At 42.4% G+C, this 15,875-nt stretch carries 16 protein-coding genes; 9 read left to right on the top strand and 7 right to left on the bottom strand.

The annotated features are described in order from the left end of the window. Window positions 1-4 precede the first annotated feature (4 nt). The 5 genes from gshB to A391_RS0101505 all read left to right on the top strand — a co-directional run bounded on the left by gshB (window position 5) and on the right by A391_RS0101505 (window position 4,103). The gene (gshB, locus tag A391_RS0101525; RefSeq protein WP_019896865.1) at window positions 5-940 is read left to right on the top strand and encodes a glutathione synthase; all 936 of its coding nucleotides are present in this window, start codon (window positions 5-7) and stop codon (window positions 938-940) included. Continuing rightward, window positions 941-2,044, top strand: coding sequence for an FAD:protein FMN transferase (locus A391_RS0101520; RefSeq protein ID WP_019896864.1), 1,104 nt, complete (start codon window positions 941-943; stop codon window positions 2,042-2,044). Continuing rightward, complete coding sequence (locus A391_RS0101515) at window positions 2,019-2,417, top strand: NusG domain II-containing protein (RefSeq protein WP_019896863.1); 399 nt, start codon at window positions 2,019-2,021, stop codon at window positions 2,415-2,417. The genes A391_RS0101520 and A391_RS0101515 overlap by 26 nt, the downstream gene beginning before the upstream one ends. A 38-nt stretch (window positions 2,418-2,455) precedes the next feature. Continuing rightward, complete coding sequence (locus A391_RS0101510) at window positions 2,456-2,983, top strand: Gx transporter family protein (RefSeq protein ID WP_019896862.1); 528 nt, start codon at window positions 2,456-2,458, stop codon at window positions 2,981-2,983. A gap of 91 nt (window positions 2,984-3,074) precedes the next feature. Next, on the top strand, window positions 3,075-4,103 hold the full coding sequence (locus tag A391_RS0101505; protein WP_157261316.1) for a DUF3108 domain-containing protein: 1,029 nt from the start codon (window positions 3,075-3,077) through the stop codon (window positions 4,101-4,103). Between the two features lie 191 nt (window positions 4,104-4,294). On the opposite strand, the gene A391_RS0101500 is transcribed toward A391_RS0101505, so the two are convergent. From A391_RS0101500 to A391_RS0101475, 6 genes are read right to left on the bottom strand one after another with little or no spacing between them, the layout of a single operon-like run. Continuing rightward, on the bottom strand, window positions 4,295-8,389 hold the full coding sequence (locus A391_RS0101500; protein ID WP_019896860.1) for a PilC/PilY family type IV pilus protein: 4,095 nt from the start codon (window positions 8,387-8,389) through the stop codon (window positions 4,295-4,297). Between the two features lie 9 nt (window positions 8,390-8,398). Further along, window positions 8,399-9,025, bottom strand: coding sequence for a pilus assembly PilX family protein (locus A391_RS0101495; RefSeq protein ID WP_019896859.1), 627 nt, complete (start codon window positions 9,023-9,025; stop codon window positions 8,399-8,401). After that, entirely contained in the window at window positions 9,022-10,116 is a 1,095-nt protein-coding gene (locus A391_RS0101490) for a PilW family protein (RefSeq protein ID WP_019896858.1), read from the bottom strand. Before A391_RS0101490 ends, A391_RS0101495 begins: the two co-directional genes overlap by 4 nt. A gap of 1 nt (window position 10,117) precedes the next feature. Continuing rightward, complete coding sequence (locus A391_RS0101485; RefSeq protein WP_019896857.1) at window positions 10,118-10,537, bottom strand: type IV pilus modification PilV family protein; 420 nt, start codon at window positions 10,535-10,537, stop codon at window positions 10,118-10,120. Between the two features lie 9 nt (window positions 10,538-10,546). Then, complete coding sequence (locus A391_RS0101480) at window positions 10,547-11,134, bottom strand: GspH/FimT family pseudopilin (RefSeq protein WP_019896855.1); 588 nt, start codon at window positions 11,132-11,134, stop codon at window positions 10,547-10,549. Then, entirely contained in the window at window positions 11,128-11,553 is a 426-nt protein-coding gene (locus A391_RS0101475; RefSeq protein ID WP_272912494.1) for a type IV pilin protein, read from the bottom strand. Before A391_RS0101475 ends, A391_RS0101480 begins: the two co-directional genes overlap by 7 nt. 216 nt (window positions 11,554-11,769) lie before the next feature. On the opposite strand from A391_RS0101475, the gene lptM reads away from it, so the two are divergent. Then, entirely contained in the window at window positions 11,770-11,898 is a 129-nt protein-coding gene (gene lptM, locus A391_RS14245) for an LPS translocon maturation chaperone LptM (protein ID WP_081621909.1), read from the top strand. A 39-nt stretch (window positions 11,899-11,937) separates the two neighbouring features. Next, the gene (gene lysA, locus A391_RS0101470; protein WP_019896852.1) at window positions 11,938-13,188 is read left to right on the top strand and encodes a diaminopimelate decarboxylase; all 1,251 of its coding nucleotides are present in this window, start codon (window positions 11,938-11,940) and stop codon (window positions 13,186-13,188) included. Between the two features lie 113 nt (window positions 13,189-13,301). On the opposite strand, the gene purU is transcribed toward lysA, so the two are convergent. Next, complete coding sequence (gene purU / locus A391_RS0101465; protein ID WP_019896851.1) at window positions 13,302-14,156, bottom strand: formyltetrahydrofolate deformylase; 855 nt, start codon at window positions 14,154-14,156, stop codon at window positions 13,302-13,304. A 152-nt stretch (window positions 14,157-14,308) separates the two neighbouring features. Here purU and ispH point away from each other — a divergent pair, with 152 nt between their 5' ends. Then, window positions 14,309-15,364 (top strand): 4-hydroxy-3-methylbut-2-enyl diphosphate reductase, encoded by a 1,056-nt coding sequence (gene ispH, locus A391_RS0101460; protein WP_019896850.1) that lies wholly within the window; start codon window positions 14,309-14,311, stop codon window positions 15,362-15,364. A 26-nt stretch (window positions 15,365-15,390) separates the two neighbouring features. Then, window positions 15,391-15,855, top strand: a complete 465-nt coding sequence (gene nudB / locus A391_RS0101455) for a dihydroneopterin triphosphate diphosphatase (RefSeq protein ID WP_019896849.1) — start codon at window positions 15,391-15,393, stop codon at window positions 15,853-15,855. Window positions 15,856-15,875: the final 20 nt, after the last annotated feature.

The following is a 15,875-nucleotide window of genomic DNA, read 5'->3' as shown; positions in this document are numbered from 1 at the left end:
GTACATGAAACTAGTATTTATTCTGGATCCGCTTGAAAGCTTAAAAAGCTACAAAGACACTAGCCTCGCCATTATGCGAGAGGCTAGTCAGCGTGGTCATGAGCTATTTGTGAGCTTGCAACATGATATTTTTCTGCGTGGCGAACAAGCTAGAATTAATGTACAGAAGTTTAACTTTACTGAAAAAAACTATATCACTTCTGAGAAAGCAGAGTTCGCCCCCTGTGATTTTGATGCGATTATCATGCGCAAAGATCCTCCTTTTGATAACGAGTATCTTTACAGCACCTACTTACTTGAAATAGCAGCTAATCAGGGCGCTCGCGTATTGAACAACCCCGTGACGATCCGCGGTTGGAATGAAAAGCTCTCAGTCACACGGTTCCCGCAATTTGCACCTGAGTTTTTAGTCACTTCCAATCAAACATTCATTCGTGATTTTCTAAAGAAACATGAAGATATTGTAGTGAAACCTTTAGATGGCATGGGCGGTAGCAGTATTTTCAGGCTCACGCTGCAAGACCCTAACATCAGTGTGATATTGGAAACCATTACCGAGTTTGGTACCCGCACTATCATGGCGCAACGTTATCTACCAGCTATCGTGCAAGGCGATAAGCGTATTATTGTGATTGATGGTGAACCATTACCATATGCACTTGCAAGGATTCCAATGGCTGGCGAAACGCGCGGCAACTTAGCCGCAGGAGGTACTGGTGTGGCTCAGCCGCTCACTAGTCGAGACCGTGACATTGCAATGACTGTAGGAAAAGTACTGAAGCAAGAAGGTCTGTTTTTAGTGGGTTTAGACGTCATTGGTGAGCACCTGACAGAAATTAACGTAACAAGCCCTACTGGTATGGTCGAAATTGCAAACCAAACCGATTGCAATCCAGCCAGCCTCTTTATCAATGCTTTAGAGCAACAACAGCTCCAATAAATGCGTAAAGGGTTGAGCACCGTATTGACTGTAGCGATATGCTGCATTGCAATATTAGGATTCATTGTTTATCAAAAACCGCCGCTCTACCACAGCCAAAGCTTCGTATTTGGCACGCTGGTTGATATCAGTATTTATGGTGAACCAGAAGAGCGTGCTAAGTCTCTTTCAAATGAAATCTTGCAAGATTTTCAGCACTTGCATCATCAGTTACACGCATGGAAGCCCGTTTCTGAAAACCAAGTCAGTGAGTTAGGCGCGCTCAACTTAGCATTCGCCTCCCAAAACAAGCCATTAAACATCAGCCCACTCATGATAGAAGTTCTGCAAGATGCCACAAAACTATCAAAACAATCGAATGGCTTGTTCAATCCAACCATTGGCCATTTAATCGGCACATGGGGGTTTCAGGCAGATGAGTTTGCCGCAACCAGTGTCGATGATAAGAAAATCAGCGCCTTAGTCAGTGCAAACCCTAGTATGGATGATATTGTTGTGACGAATAATTCTGCTTACAGCACAAATAGTAGTGTTAAGCTTGATTTAGGCGGCTATGCAAAAGGCTATGCCTTAGATAGAGCAGTACGCTATCTGCGCAAGCAATATGTGAAGCATGCACTCATTAACATAGGCGGCAATATCATTGCACTTGGTCAGCATGGAGATAAGCCTTGGCGGGTAGGGATACAACATCCGCGTAAACCTTCTGCGATTGCCACACTTGATTTACTTGATGGCTGGGCAATTGGTACGTCTGGTGATTATCAGCGCTACTTCATGTTAGATGGTAAACGCTATTGTCACATCATTGATCCGCGCACAGGTTATCCAGTCCAACATACGCAAGCAGTAACAGTACTAATTCCTCCGCAAGCACCATATCATTCGCAAGCTGGCGTACTTTCTGATGTTGCATCAAAACCCATTTTTATTGAGCCTGCTGAAAGCAAATCAAAAATCGCTACTGCGATGGGTATTAATCACTTTATGGTGATTAATCAATCATCTCAAGTATTTGTCACCAAGGAAATGCAAAATAAACTCACTTGGCTGGATCAAGATTTTAAGAAGCATGCGTATGTTCAAACTACTACGCAACATTAAAGCGATAACAAGTGCCATGCTCATTGGTGATTGGCTCATATTTGTTGCCAGCAGCATGTTGATCATCGTTCTGTTCCAACAACTGTGGTCACATGAGCATGCGACCACAGTTCAAATCCGCCTAGGTGATACCGTTTATGGCACCTACAGCCTTAATCAACAACGTGATATTCATGTCAAAGGAACGATAGGCAACGCCACAATCAGTATCATGAACGGCAAAGCCAGATTTGCCCAATCCCCATGCCATAATCAATACTGTGTGCACCAAGGCTGGTTATCACGATCAGGTCAGGCTGCTATTTGCTTACCGAACCAACTAAGTTTAGAACTAGTTGGCGAAACAAAACACTACGACTCACTTAACTATTAGTGTAAAAATAGCGCAATCAATCATACATATACGATTAAATGCAGATTAACACTACCCTCGATGATCACAGAATAGCCAAACTTGCAGCATTTGCTATTGCGCTACATATGTTAGAAGCACTGATTCCATCCCCTTTACCAGGCGTTAAGCCAGGTATCGCAAACATTGTGACTTTATATGTACTATATAAATACAACTTTACGAGTGCCGCTTGGGTAAGCATACTCCGTGTGTTTGCCAGCAGTTTATTGTTAGGTCAATTTCTATCGCCAACTTTCATACTGAGTCTAGCCGGCGCACTATTTAGTTTAGGTGTGTTGTGGCTTAGTATGCACTTACCAAGAAAGTACTTTGGTGCGGTATCATTAAGCATGATAGCGGCTTTTGCACACATTGCAGGACAGCTAATGATTGTAAGGCTATGGCTGATTCCACATGCCAGCGTTGCTTATTTAATCCCAATTTTTGCACTAGCAGCATTGTTTTTTGGCGTAGTAAATGGACTGATTACTCATCAGTTACTTAATAATAGCTCAGAAAAAATTGATTCGGCGTCATCAACTTGAACATCACTCATCACAAAGCCACATGATACTGAGCACCTTAAAATTACGCTTTGCCCAAAATAAATGGCTACTAATTGCAGCCTTTATTTCTATGGCTTTGCATATATTATTGCTCATCAGCTATTCAATTTCATTTCCATCAGATATTAAAAATCTAACCTCCATTAATGTTCGCTTGGTAAAAGCACTTCCAGAGAAAAGGCCTATCAAACCATACGTCCCTCAGGAACGCCCGAACCCAATTACACAAAAGTCAACAGCTCCTGATACAGATGAACCAACATTAGATTCGGAAGTACCTACGAGCGTGTTAAATACTGAAACTCCCAATACCAATCCACTTGATTCTGACAATCAAACCAATACAGAATCCGATACCAGCCCTCAAAGTGAAGGCTTAATTGCAGAGAGCTCGATAGAAAATACTACAATTACTGAAACTGCAAGTAGTGCCAATACAGACATAACGACGGCTTATCAATACGTACAAACCGAATTTGAAGTCACGCGTGGTGGTGACTCAGGTGTACTTGGTGTCACACAGATTACTTTCAATATGAGCCTGCGTAGAAATTCCTATCAGTTAACCAGCATTACCGAGGCAAAAGGGGTCGCTTCACTTTTTCTAAGTAAATTAGAACAATACAGTGAAGGAACCGTGAATGAAGAAGGTTTAAAACCAAACTATTATGCATACCAATACGGTGGGAATAGTGAAAAGAACCAATACGCAAATTTGTTGTGGTCTGATGGTGTCATTGAAATGACAAGTAAAAAGGGCAAAAAGTCAGAACCGTTACCTGAAGGAACACAGGATTTTTTAAGCTTTATGTACCAGTTTATGTTTACCCCACCATTAAACTCTATGCAAATAACCATGACAAATGGTAAATATTTACGCACTTACACCTATAGCTTTGAAGGTGAGGAAACGATTAATACTAAGCTGGGTGAGCTTAAAACTTTGCACTTATTAAAGAGTGGGGATAATCAAGAAAAAACCGAGATATGGCTTGCTCTTGATTATCAAAACATTCCGGTAAAGATACGTAAAACAGAAAAAAGCGGCGAGGTGTTAGAGCAAACGGCCACTGCTATCTACACTACTCGCCCTGAGTAAACGCATTTATGACTAGTGTAGATGTTAAAACTTGTAATATACCACTCATTAAAAATAAAATACCGAGACTCCTCTAGTACGGATTACTCTATACCATCTACCTTAAAAGGTATTGCTTCACTAGGGAAACAGCGTAAAAGTTAACCACATTATTTACAGCGCTATACTTAATTTATAGAAGATACCCTCTACTAGAAATTTAACTCTCGCCAAATAGATCTATGTTTTTGGAAACCAGTACCAGAGCCAGTAAATGGAACCTCTAATATCTGAGGTGTCGGGTTATCTGCTGTTACGATTGAAACTTTTGGTTTACCATCAATATAAACCACATTAAAACCAACCGTAGGCGCATTAGTTCTTAACGAAACAACATTAGAGCCTAAGTTATTAACCGCCGTACCTGTTTCATAATCTAAGAAAGTTAACCAACCATAGCCTGCTGGTTGGCAAGCAGAAGAGGTAGGTACTGTGGTTGGTACAAGCAAAGTACCTAGTACTAGTTGCGATGCCACGTTCTGACGCTCACCTTTATCAGGGAAGTCTATATACCAACCTAAACCAGAACCAAAGTCTACAGCGTTACTCGTTCCACTCTTCCGCGTATCAAAACCCTCAGGCACGATGGTTTGCTGCACAAGAACAGATCGAGGGTCGGTGACTGTAGAAGTCGCATTATCATCCTTAATTGCGTAAAGCGTTTGCTTGCTAATATCTGTCAGGTCACTCACCTCAAGGTACTTACCAGTTCCTACGAACACCACTCGTTTATTTTTAATAGTTCCTAGCTCTGGGCTAGTGGTAATTGCCTGTGCACCTGATGCTTGGAGCGTTGCAAATAATAGCTTACTATTATCAGCAAGATTAAACCGCCAGAGATTACCTAACAAATCACCACCATACACATAAGTAGCGGTATTATTTTTCTCTGGGTCATCAGCATAAGCACTGATTTCGGCCAAACCACTTGGTAATGATGTACTTCCGATACCCGTTGATATCGCAGAAATTTCAACACCGGTAAGTGCATTCAATATATACAAATACCCCTTACCATCTCCCCCATTATAAAGTGCAGGATTATTAGGTTTGAACTTAGTATCAGTCAACAAGTAAAAAGCACTGTTATCCGGAATATTGTTATAGCCAGAGGTAACTAAGACCACCCATGTCCCATCAGACTTTTTAGTAATGATAGGCGTGCCAAAGGTATAACCTAGATTTGGCTGATCATTCGCATCAAATTCCCATAACAGGGTAGGGTTAACCGGATCTGTAATGTCTAGTGCGTAATACCCGCGGCCACCACCGTTTAAGCCAGCGACTAATATTGTTCTCCAAGCTGCACCATCATAGACATCGGAAATAATAGGGTCACCATTCACATAATAACTATGCTTATTACCATATGCGCTATCTGCCAGCTTCCACATATTCGGAATCACCATACTCGGCACATATGCCCATAACTCTTGTAATGTATTTGCATCAAACGCATGCAACATGCCATCATTGGCACCCATAAATACCATTTTAGCTCTGGTTGCTTTTGCTTCTTTAAATGCAGAGTAGCCTGTATCAGCATATTTAAAAGTTGGTTTACCTAAAAACGCTGGTTTAGAATCTACAGCATCGCCTAACACCGCCTGACGTTTACGGAATAGCTTATTTTCAGGTAGGGTAGCATTTTCATCATAACCAGTTTGACCACGCAAATAAGCCACTAAACGAGCAGATGTCACATTTGCCTGCTGTTCAGGGGTTAAGGTTGGCCATTGTGTTAAGTTAGCCGCCAAAAAAGCAGGTTGCAGGGTGCTGGCTAAACCTGCGGAGGTAATTGCACCTAAAGTAAAGTCCGTCAAAGCACCGCCACTATTCATGTATATTTTGCGGGTATCGGTTAAGTTCGCTACTTTACTCTTCAAAGTGCCAACACAAGCAACTGATAGCGGTACACTACAGTCAGTACCCACCAAAGTACCACTACAAGCGGCTACGTCAGTTATGTTTGGTGTCACACAGTTGTATGCTCCGCTACCATCAGGCACAACACTGGATGGGCTAACACACGAGGAGGAAGGCACTACATCTTCTACGCAAGCACTAGCTGACTGGCTCACCGCACCAGTCACAATATCTATACTTCTTTTTTCTAAATTACCAATCCAATATCCTGAAGTATAGCTAGCTACGTATGCGTTATTATCTCCAGCGACAGGGTTTAGCGTACTAGTTGCCGCTGCAGATCCGGCGCCAAGCTTCACCTCAATAGAAGCTAAGGCTTCTTTAAGCTGACTTACCAAATCTGTAGAGTTTTTTGCACTAAAATAGGTTCCACCACCATTCACAGCTGCGTGCCAAAGGTCATCAATGCGCTCTGGCCCAGTGTTTGCTATAGGATCAGGCCAGTTTTTTACGCCATTTTTTATGTCAGTGAAATCACCTGATGTCGCAATTTTGTAATCAGAGGTATACGACAACACACCGTCAACCCCCATGCCTAAAGTCAGCGTCACCATATTTTGCTTTTGGTTAGCTGTGGATGGTGCAGGAGACTGGCAAACGTCAGGACCTTTAGCACCGTCACAATTACCTAAATCATTCCTACGTATATCCGTATCAAAGTAATATTTAGCAACATCCGCTAATGTATCAGACCGGGCTGTAGCGCCTTCACGCATTGGTCTTGGTGTGTTATCAGCAGCACTATCATTATTACCCACGTTAGCACTATCTACGCCTAGGGGCCCACCTGCATAGGTTGACGTTTCATCGCCAGTATTCCAGTAACCATCTGTGGTTAATAAAGCGAAATTCTGTTGACACTCATATTGAACAGGGTCTGTAAAAACTCCTCGTTTAGCTAAGGCCTCGTTCGCATAAATACGTCCAGCTTTTGAGAGTGAACCTCTAAGTGGCGTGTTTCTATCTGCTGGTGCAGCAAAAAATTTACTGTACCAAGCTGCTTTTTGTATGGTATTAAATGTATCAAAATTAAGCATTTGGGCAGATCGGGTCGATGTGGTCATAAAGCCTACACGGTAATCCTCTGTCACATCTTTAAATGCAATACTCGCAGAAGTTTTCATCGACTGCCCACGCGTACCATAATAGGTATGCCAATTTGCATAATTCGTCATTTCTTCTACATAAGTACAAGTTGCACCAGCACAATCAGTGCGAGTAACTGCTTTAACAGTAGAACCAGGTAACACATAGCCATTTTCTGAGCTTGCTATTGGCACAAACACCCTTTCTCCAGGTACATTGTTTTTAGAAAATGCAGTTCTAGTTGTCGTCAACGACCCATTTGAAGTTGGTGCATCGGGCGTAGCTGTAATAGTTGTCGGTGCAAATATTGTGATAGTCGCAGAGGATCTAGATGCACTGTAACCTAACGTAGTACAGTTGCCAGTTTTAGCATAAGTACAAGCATTGATTTCAGTTACGATTCTATCGGCTGTGGTACTTTCTGTACTTGAACAAGTAATTGCACTCGCCATAATTTGTTTACTTGAAATTAAAACACCATTCACAGAAGTACAACTATTTGAATTATCAATCCGAATGGTAGCAGTGCGCTGGGTTGGAGCACGTAGTTCATTAAAGGTCGTGCCTGTTTGAATTCTTGTAGCTTGGCAGCTGTTAGCTGCGGGCGTGGCCGCGCTAGCATTAGTTGTATTGTTACACCACCTGACTGGCGCAGGATAAGGATAAGTAGTTGAAGCTGATGATTGCGCTACACAAACTCGCAAATCAGGTTTTGTGCAATATTCACCAGGAATAATATGGTAGTAAGCGGAGTCTGTTTCTAAATTTTTAGTCCCTGTAGGGTAGCCAGAGCCGCTATAAGCGTTATATTTCACTTGACGCCAATTTGGTTTGCTTGCAGTGCTTGCGCCTGTATCTGTGTTTTGCCCTACTTGGCTAGGATACTGACTTGTATTTAAACCTGATGCGTCAAAAAAAACTGGTGGCAAATAGCGAATGCTAGGGTTGTAAGCCACAGTATTATAACTAGCGTTTCTAAATAGTGAATCAGTGCCACTATTTGCCCAGTCCGGCATGTAATCCCAGCTCATACTGCCTGAGTCATCTAGAATAAATAATAGGTTAGGTTGTATGGTGATAGTTGGACTATTAGCCAATGGCACTGTGGCTAGATCCAAAGGTGATATCACTGGTGCAGAAATAGTAGTTTGCGGCATCAGAATAGCAAAAGATAAAGCGATTGCCGCCACCAAACGACTCCAAACATACCTATACTCTTGATGATATCGTTGCATCGCTAACTCCTAATAGACATATGTCTGGGCATAACTAACGGTATTTTTAAGCCCAGCGACACGTGTTGTGATTCTGTAAACTGGACTTTGTTGGGTATTAATTTCAGCGCCACCCAGGTCGCCTGGTACCACTTTTTTACTACCATTGCCTATTTCAGGATCTCCTAACAAACATATATTGCTAGCAGGAGCGACCGTGTCTCGACACATACGCTGAATAATAAATCTTATGTTGTTGCCACTACTGGTTTCTGTACCGCCAACAACGCCATCACCAGTGGCAACAGCGGCAGCAGCCCATGTTGCATCCGCTTTAAGTACGATCGAGGAGTCTAAATCAGGAGAGCCTTCCTCTGGCAAAAAGGTTGCATAATAACCTTGAGCCAGGTTATCAGAATAAAGACTCTCTGGGTTAGCTACCGCCTGAGCTTCCAACCAATTTAAGGCAGTTTCTACACCTCGATCAGATGATACTAGCGCATTATGTTTTAACGCCATATTGCCTGCAATAATGGTATTAGTATCAACGGAGCGAATCAGCGCAACAGCAGCCAAGGACATGACAACTAATGCAATCAGCGCGACAAATAACACGACACCTTGTTGCTTGAAAGATTGTAGGATTTGAATCTTCATAATACATCCCTAGACCAAAGCATGTTACGTAATGGAATAATCGTTTCAAATGTTTTATAGCGATATCTCTGCCAATCTTCTATTGCTGATAAATCAATCGTTGGCGCGGCATCAAAATCAGCGTCATCCCATGCACAAGGCCCATTATTTACTACTCCTCTTGCCGTTGTACATGGAGCAGTCACGTCATCTTTTTCTAATAAGTCATTACGAGCCACTATAACAATGCGTAACGCTTTGATTCTATTTCGGTCAGCTACCGTAGGTGTAGCCCAAGCGCCAGTCGCATTGACCCAATTCACCACTTGATTGCTGTTCGCTACCGCTGAGACCCCATACTGCGCCTGCATATTCACAATTTCAGATACGATCGGCACACCATCCAAAGTAAGCTGATTATCTACAACCTCATATCTGTAATCGCGCCAATCACCCATACAAGCTATTTTTGCACCAATAGCAATTGGCGCCCCCACTGGAGTAGATCCTATTAAAGCAATATTCTGCAATGTATCTGGGCTTCCGTTAGCATCTGCTACGCGCGTCATTCGGCACAATGGTCCTTGGCTAATCAAAACAATATCATTGTCTTTACAACCTATATTATTTTCCGCAGCCAACCCTGTAGCAGCATTAGCATTCGTTGCATTGACAATCTTGACGGGAATTGCGCCCATTGCGGTATTGCTAAAACGTGCTGTCACTACATCACTCACACCATCAGCGCTACCTGCATCGTCAATCACCAAAGGAAATACATCAAGGTCAGGGGTGGCTGGGTTATCATCATGGTCAAATACTGGGAATGGACTGCAATTAAGTGACGTGTTATCTGCGTCGGCACTAGGCATAGGCAAGCCATAACCAGCCATTTGTACGTCACGTTGAATGTGATGCAATGCAATACTCCCATTAGTTTGCGCATCTGCCGTACCTGAAGTGCTCCGCTTTTGACCCTCAAACGCTGAAAATACTTGCATAATTACTAAGCTGGCAATTAAGCCTATCACTAAGCCGACCATGAGTTCAACCAAACTGAAGCCTGACTGGTACAACCGGTCATAAGATAGATGTTTTTTGTTCAGCTTCATCTTAGATACCTTCAACTCTAGCATTAGCACTATAGGTATGTTCATCTTCACCCGGTAATTGCCAACTTACTGTCACTGTCACAACACGCTCTGGCGAAATGGAAACTGTGCGGGTACCATTAGGTAATAAATCTGATATATCAGTATCAACCTCTGCTGAATCAGCAAGGTCACCAGAGCCCACCCATACCAACCCCAAGCGCTGCTGAGCGATAAACGTAGCCTCAGCTCTATACTTAGCATCTGACGTACTTTTAACCAACACACTTTGCAGGCCAGCTAAAGCCAAAATTCCCATTGAGAAAATGACAATTGCAATCATAGACTCAAGTAACGCCATCCCTTGCTGCGCTTTAGCTTTAAGATTTGAGGCTTTTAATATTGGACGCCCAATTCTCATTATTTGATTTTGTTTAATCATTTAAACACCTCAGGCAGGACATTTTCGAGGATCAGTGTCAGACAATCCTGTATAAGGATCACACATTTTGCCAGCACCACCAGCATCAATCAAAATTCGCAGATCTCGACTTTCCGAGCCACTCATCGATGAGTTATCAATATCAAGCTGAGTAAATGGCTCCTCTGGCGCCCCTTCTAATGCAGACCGAACACGCCCTAAACTGGTAAAAACCAAAATAGTAGATCCAACTGGCGTTGCTGTCACAGAGATACTGGCTGAAGAACCTTCTTTAACGCGCCTCTCTTCAATCGTGTCTGGGCAATCAGCAGTCACATTGACGCAGCCGATTGTCCAATCAGACCCTACACCTATCTCGAACTTAACATCTGCATTACGTTTTAATGCTTCAACCCGTGCCTTTTGTAAGCCAGAGTTAATTGAATCTGCCGCATTTCGAATTCTAGTATTCTCAATCCAAATTGTATAACTTGGTAACGCAAATACAGCAAGAATACCAATCACAGCCACAGCCACCATTAATTCGACTAAACTAAAACCAGCATGACTAAAACTAGTCCGCCGTATTTGTTGCCGATTTTTGCACAAAATTAACATGTGCCATTCTTACCTGTTAACCAACAGCCGGCACCACTAGTACCATCGTAGACAGAAGACCTATTATTGTCTTGATCAATAGTAAATTGAAAGTTGCTCATATCACCAACACCATCTGCGGTTAACGTATATGTAGTAGCATCTGAGTCGCAGGTGAAAGTAAAGTTTTTGATATTTGCAGGACATGGCCCGCCATCGTAAGTTCGATTATCCTGAAAAAACTGTTCCATTTTCACTCTAGCATCTGCCAATGCAGTAGGCCCCTCTGCTGCTTTTGCTTTTTCCACATAATCGTTATAAGCAGGTAAAGCCACACTTGCAAGAATGCCAATAATTGCTACAACTATCATCAACTCTATCAAAGTAAAGCCTTTTGATATTGCCATACGACTAAGCCGGATTACTTTTGAGTTCACCATTCCAATCCCCCTTTTACTTAAAATGCATCATGCTACTGACATCAATCGATGTCCATTAGCAACCGACAGTCGGTAAATTTCACCGAATAAACGGTTACTAAATAGCGTTCTACAACATTAGCTTAACATTAAGACAGCTAAAAAATGATAGAATAAGTCGCATTATTAAATGCTGTGGATAATCAACTTTATCTAAAATAATCACACTAAATATTTATGAAGCCATTTACAAAAAAAATTATGTTACTTTTGATTACTCAGCTAATTCTAACAGGCTGCGGCACCAAAGGTCCGCTATACATTCCTGAACAAGCATACCCACAGCCGACTTCATCCAGTCAATAAATCGGCTGCTTTTCAACCTATTATTGTTAAGACATTACTTTGAATACTTTTACGCTTAAAAATGACGTGTTACATGCCGAAAATGTTGCACTTACACAAGTTGCAGAGAATTTTGGCTCACCTTGTTACGTATATTCTAAATCTGCACTTAGCCAAGCCTTTGAACGCTTTAGCACTGGCTTTAAAGACGCCAACCACTTAGTATGCTTTGCTGTAAAGTCTAACCCTAGCCTTGCGATTTTGAATTTATTTGCAAAACTTGGCGCTGGTTTTGACATCGTATCTGGTGGTGAACTGGCCAGAGTGATTGCTGCGGGTGGGGACCCTAAAAAGGTCGTATTCTCTGGTGTAGGTAAAACCGCGGAAGAAATGCGCGCAGCCTTAGAAGCTGGTATTTTTTGCTTTAACGTAGAGTCTGCCAGTGAGTTAGTACGCTTGAACGATGTTGCGGCCTACATGGGGAAAATTGCACCTGTATCATTACGGGTAAACCCAAACGTAGATGCTAAAACCCACCCTTATATTTCTACAGGCTTAAAAAATAATAAATTTGGCGTAGCTTATGAAGATGCGTTGGACATTTATTTACAAGCCGCAGGAATGTCAAATATCGCGATTCATGGTGTGGATTGTCATATCGGATCCCAAATTACTGAGTTATCCCCGTTTTTAGACGCCTTTGATCGCGTTCTAGCACTGGTAGATGCTTTGGCAGAAAACAATATTCATATCCAACATATCGACCTTGGTGGAGGTATTGGCATTTGCTATAACGACGAAACACCACCAGAGTTTACGGCTTATGCAAAAGCAATGCGCGAGAAACTAGGTGATCGCGATGTGAAACTGGTATTTGAGCCTGGCCGTGCTTTAGTCGGCAATGCTGGTGTTTTACTCACTAAAGTTGAGTATTTAAAACAAACAGAAACAAAGAACTTCGCGATTGTCGATGCTGCGATGAATGATTTAATGCGCCCAGCACTCTATGATGCTTACCACGACATTAAAGCAGTTAAGCCTCGAACAGAAGCTTCAGTAATTTACGAAATAGTAGGGCCAGTATGCGAGAGTGGCGACTTTTTGGGTCATGACAGAGCCCTTGCATTACAAGAAGGTGATTTGTTGGCAATTATGTCTGCAGGTGCTTATGGCATGAGCATGTCTAGTAACTACAACACTAGACCACGCGCCGCAGAAGTGATGGTGGATAACGATCAGTGCCACTTAGTCAGAAAGCGTGAAGAGATTGCTGATTTATTTGCTGGTGAAAATATATTGCCAAACAACTAGGTTGGTAAATCAACATTGTTGCTAACAAACAATTGATAAAAAAAGCGCAGATTAATCTGCGCTTTTTTACTGGACTAGCTTAATTAATTACCGGCTTAACTAATTGAATGTTCTTAATCAAAAATAACCGTCTTGTTCGCGTATAGCAGAATACGGTTTTCAATATGCCAGCGTACCGCTTTTGATAAGACAACGCGCTCCAGATCACGCCCTTTTTGAATAAGGTCTTCTACTTGATCTCGATGCGAAATGCGGTCTATGCCTTGCTCGATAATGGGACCTTCATCTAACACTTCTGTCACATAGTGGCTGGTTGCACCAATCAATTTAACACCACGCTCAAATGCGCGGTGATAAGGTCGCGCACCAATAAAGGCTGGCAAGAAAGAATGATGAATATTGATAATACGTTGCGGGTAGCGTGATACAAAGTCTGGCGATAAAATCTGCATATAGCGCGCCAACACGATTAAATCAATGTTGTAATCCGCAAAGAGCTTAAATTGAGCAGCTTCAGCTTGAGACTTATTGTCTTTATTGACTTCAATATGATGAAAATCAATGCCATAAAATTTAACTAGCGCTTCAGTATCACGATGGTTACTAATCACTAAAGGTATTTCACAGGCCAATTCCCCACTTTTATGACGATGCAACAAATCAGCTAAACAATGGTCATATTGGGATACCATAATGGCGACGCGCGTTTTATGCTGAGATAATTTAAGCTGCCACTGCATGCTAAATTTGTTAGCAACTTCAGAGAATGCCTGATTAAAGCTCGCTTCATTTAAATTGAATCCTGTAAGATCCCATTCAACGCGCATTAAAAATAGATTATTTTCCGCATCCTGATGTTGGTCTGCGTGTAAAATATTAGCATTGTGCTGAAGTAAGAAATCAGCGATTGCTGCGACAATGCCTTTAGTATCTGGGCAAGTAATCAGTAGGGTTGCAGTATTTTTCATAGTAAAAATGTATAGTCCAGCTAACTTAATGCCAGCTAACCCAATATTGGGTGATGCCGACTCACTGAAAATATTTTTAATTTAATTATTTTAAAAGAAGCAATTATACCTGATGCGCTCAGCGCTTGATGCAATTTGAATGTTGATGAAATATGAACCCTGAACAAACCACTCTGAAACACCAGCCTACAGGCGAAGCGCCTTCAATCGAAGCCGCTATCGTACTTGCTAACCCTCGCGGGTTTTGTGCGGGCGTTGACCGCGCTATTATTATCGTGGAACAAGCCTTAGATAAATTCGGTGCGCCGATTTACGTGCGCCATGAAGTAGTGCATAACAAATTTGTCGTCGATGAGCTACGTGCCAAAGGTGCAGTATTCGTTGAAGAGTTAGATGAAATTCCTAGTGGCAGTATCGTCATTTTTAGCGCACATGGCGTGTCAAAAGCGGTAAGGGCAGAAGCTGAATCACGCGGGCTGACTGCCTACGACGCGACCTGTCCGTTAGTAACGAAGGTGCATATAGAAGTTGAGAAAATGCGCAAGGCAGGGATGGAGATCGTGATGATTGGTCACAAAGGCCACCCTGAAGTTGAGGGGACAATGGGGCAAGTTGAGCAAACTAGCACCGACGATCATCAAGCAAGCGATACGACAAACAGCACCGGAATGTACTTAGTAGAAACGCCTGAAGATGTTGCTGTATTAACTGTGAAAGACCCTGCTAAGCTCGCTTACGTAACACAAACCACACTCTCCATGGATGATGCAGCTTTAGTCATCAACGCACTAAAAGAGAAATTTCCACATATTAACGCGCCGAAAAGCGATGACATTTGTTATGCCACGCAAAATCGACAGGATGCAGTGAAAATCATGGCGCAAGATTGTGACTTGGTGATTATCGTAGGTTCACCTAATAGCTCAAACTCTAACCGCTTGCGTGAAGTTGCAAAAAACCAAGGCATTGATGCCTACATGGTGGATAACGCCAGTTACTTAAAACCAGAATGGTTAGCTAACAAGAAAAAAGTAGGGGTATCTGCCGGTGCTTCTGCCCCAGAGGTATTAGTGAAAGAAGTGATTGCGCAATTACAGAACTTTGGCGCGGGTAATGTTCAGGAGTTGCAAGGTGTGGTTGAAAGCGTTGTATTTCAACTGCCAAAAAACCTCACTAGCGCTGCTAAAACCAATACGGTTCAGTCATAAACCATTAACACGGCCAACAATCCACATTGAAAACGTATAAAACCCCAGTTTCTGCGCTTGTACTGATCCACACACCTGATTTAAAAGTGTTAATTATGGAACGTGCAGATAAGGCAGGATTTTGGCAATCAGTCACGGGTAGCATTGAGGGTGATGAAACACCCTATCAGGCAGCCGTTCGTGAAGTGTCTGAGGAAACAGGCATAGATGCTAAGCAATTCGCTTTGGAAGATTGGCAAGTTTCAAATGTGTATGAAATTTACCCTCATTGGCGCCATCGCTATGCGCCTGGCGTCACAGAGAACCGCGAACACTTATTCGGCTTAGTGCTACCTAGTCCCTTGCCCGTTACACTGGCGCCTGACGAACATTTGCAATATGAATGGGTCGATTGGCGTGAGGCTGCAAAACGGGTGTTTTCGTGGACAAATGTAGATGCATTAAGACGATTAGGTGAACGACATCAATTAACTTTAGGAAACATAGAATAAATGACTACGTGTGCGAATCA

The organism is Methylotenera mobilis 13 (genome assembly GCF_000384255.1).
GTDB lineage: Bacteria > Pseudomonadota > Gammaproteobacteria > Burkholderiales > Methylophilaceae > Methylotenera > Methylotenera mobilis_B.
This window is presented reverse-complemented; position numbering and strand designations above follow the sequence as displayed.

What these genes read in the sequence shown, in the direction of transcription:
- lptM (WP_081621909.1), top strand. Translation starts at nt 11,770, where the DNA reads ATGAAGCCATTTACAAAAAAAATTATGTTACTTTTGATTACTCAGCTA.
- A391_RS0101505 (WP_157261316.1), top strand. Translation starts at nt 3,075, where the DNA reads ATGGCTTTGCATATATTATTGCTCATCAGCTATTCAATTTCATTTCCA.
- A391_RS0101510 (WP_019896862.1), top strand. Translation starts at nt 2,456, where the DNA reads ATGCAGATTAACACTACCCTCGATGATCACAGAATAGCCAAACTTGCA.
- A391_RS0101515 (WP_019896863.1), top strand. Translation starts at nt 2,019, where the DNA reads ATGTTCAAACTACTACGCAACATTAAAGCGATAACAAGTGCCATGCTC.
- A391_RS0101520 (WP_019896864.1), top strand. Translation starts at nt 941, where the DNA reads ATGCGTAAAGGGTTGAGCACCGTATTGACTGTAGCGATATGCTGCATT.
- A391_RS0101495 (WP_019896859.1), bottom strand. Translation starts at nt 9,025, where the DNA reads ATGAAGATTCAAATCCTACAATCTTTCAAGCAACAAGGTGTCGTGTTA.
- gshB (WP_019896865.1), top strand. Translation starts at nt 5, where the DNA reads ATGAAACTAGTATTTATTCTGGATCCGCTTGAAAGCTTAAAAAGCTAC.
- A391_RS0101500 (WP_019896860.1), bottom strand. Translation starts at nt 8,389, where the DNA reads ATGCAACGATATCATCAAGAGTATAGGTATGTTTGGAGTCGTTTGGTG.
- A391_RS0101480 (WP_019896855.1), bottom strand. Translation starts at nt 11,134, where the DNA reads ATGTTAATTTTGTGCAAAAATCGGCAACAAATACGGCGGACTAGTTTT.
- A391_RS0101485 (WP_019896857.1), bottom strand. Translation starts at nt 10,537, where the DNA reads ATGATTAAACAAAATCAAATAATGAGAATTGGGCGTCCAATATTAAAA.
- A391_RS0101475 (WP_272912494.1), bottom strand. Translation starts at nt 11,553, where the DNA reads ATGGTGAACTCAAAAGTAATCCGGCTTAGTCGTATGGCAATATCAAAA.
- A391_RS0101490 (WP_019896858.1), bottom strand. Translation starts at nt 10,116, where the DNA reads ATGAAGCTGAACAAAAAACATCTATCTTATGACCGGTTGTACCAGTCA.
- purU (WP_019896851.1), bottom strand. Translation starts at nt 14,156, where the DNA reads ATGAAAAATACTGCAACCCTACTGATTACTTGCCCAGATACTAAAGGC.
- ispH (WP_019896850.1), top strand. Translation starts at nt 14,309, where the DNA reads ATGAACCCTGAACAAACCACTCTGAAACACCAGCCTACAGGCGAAGCG.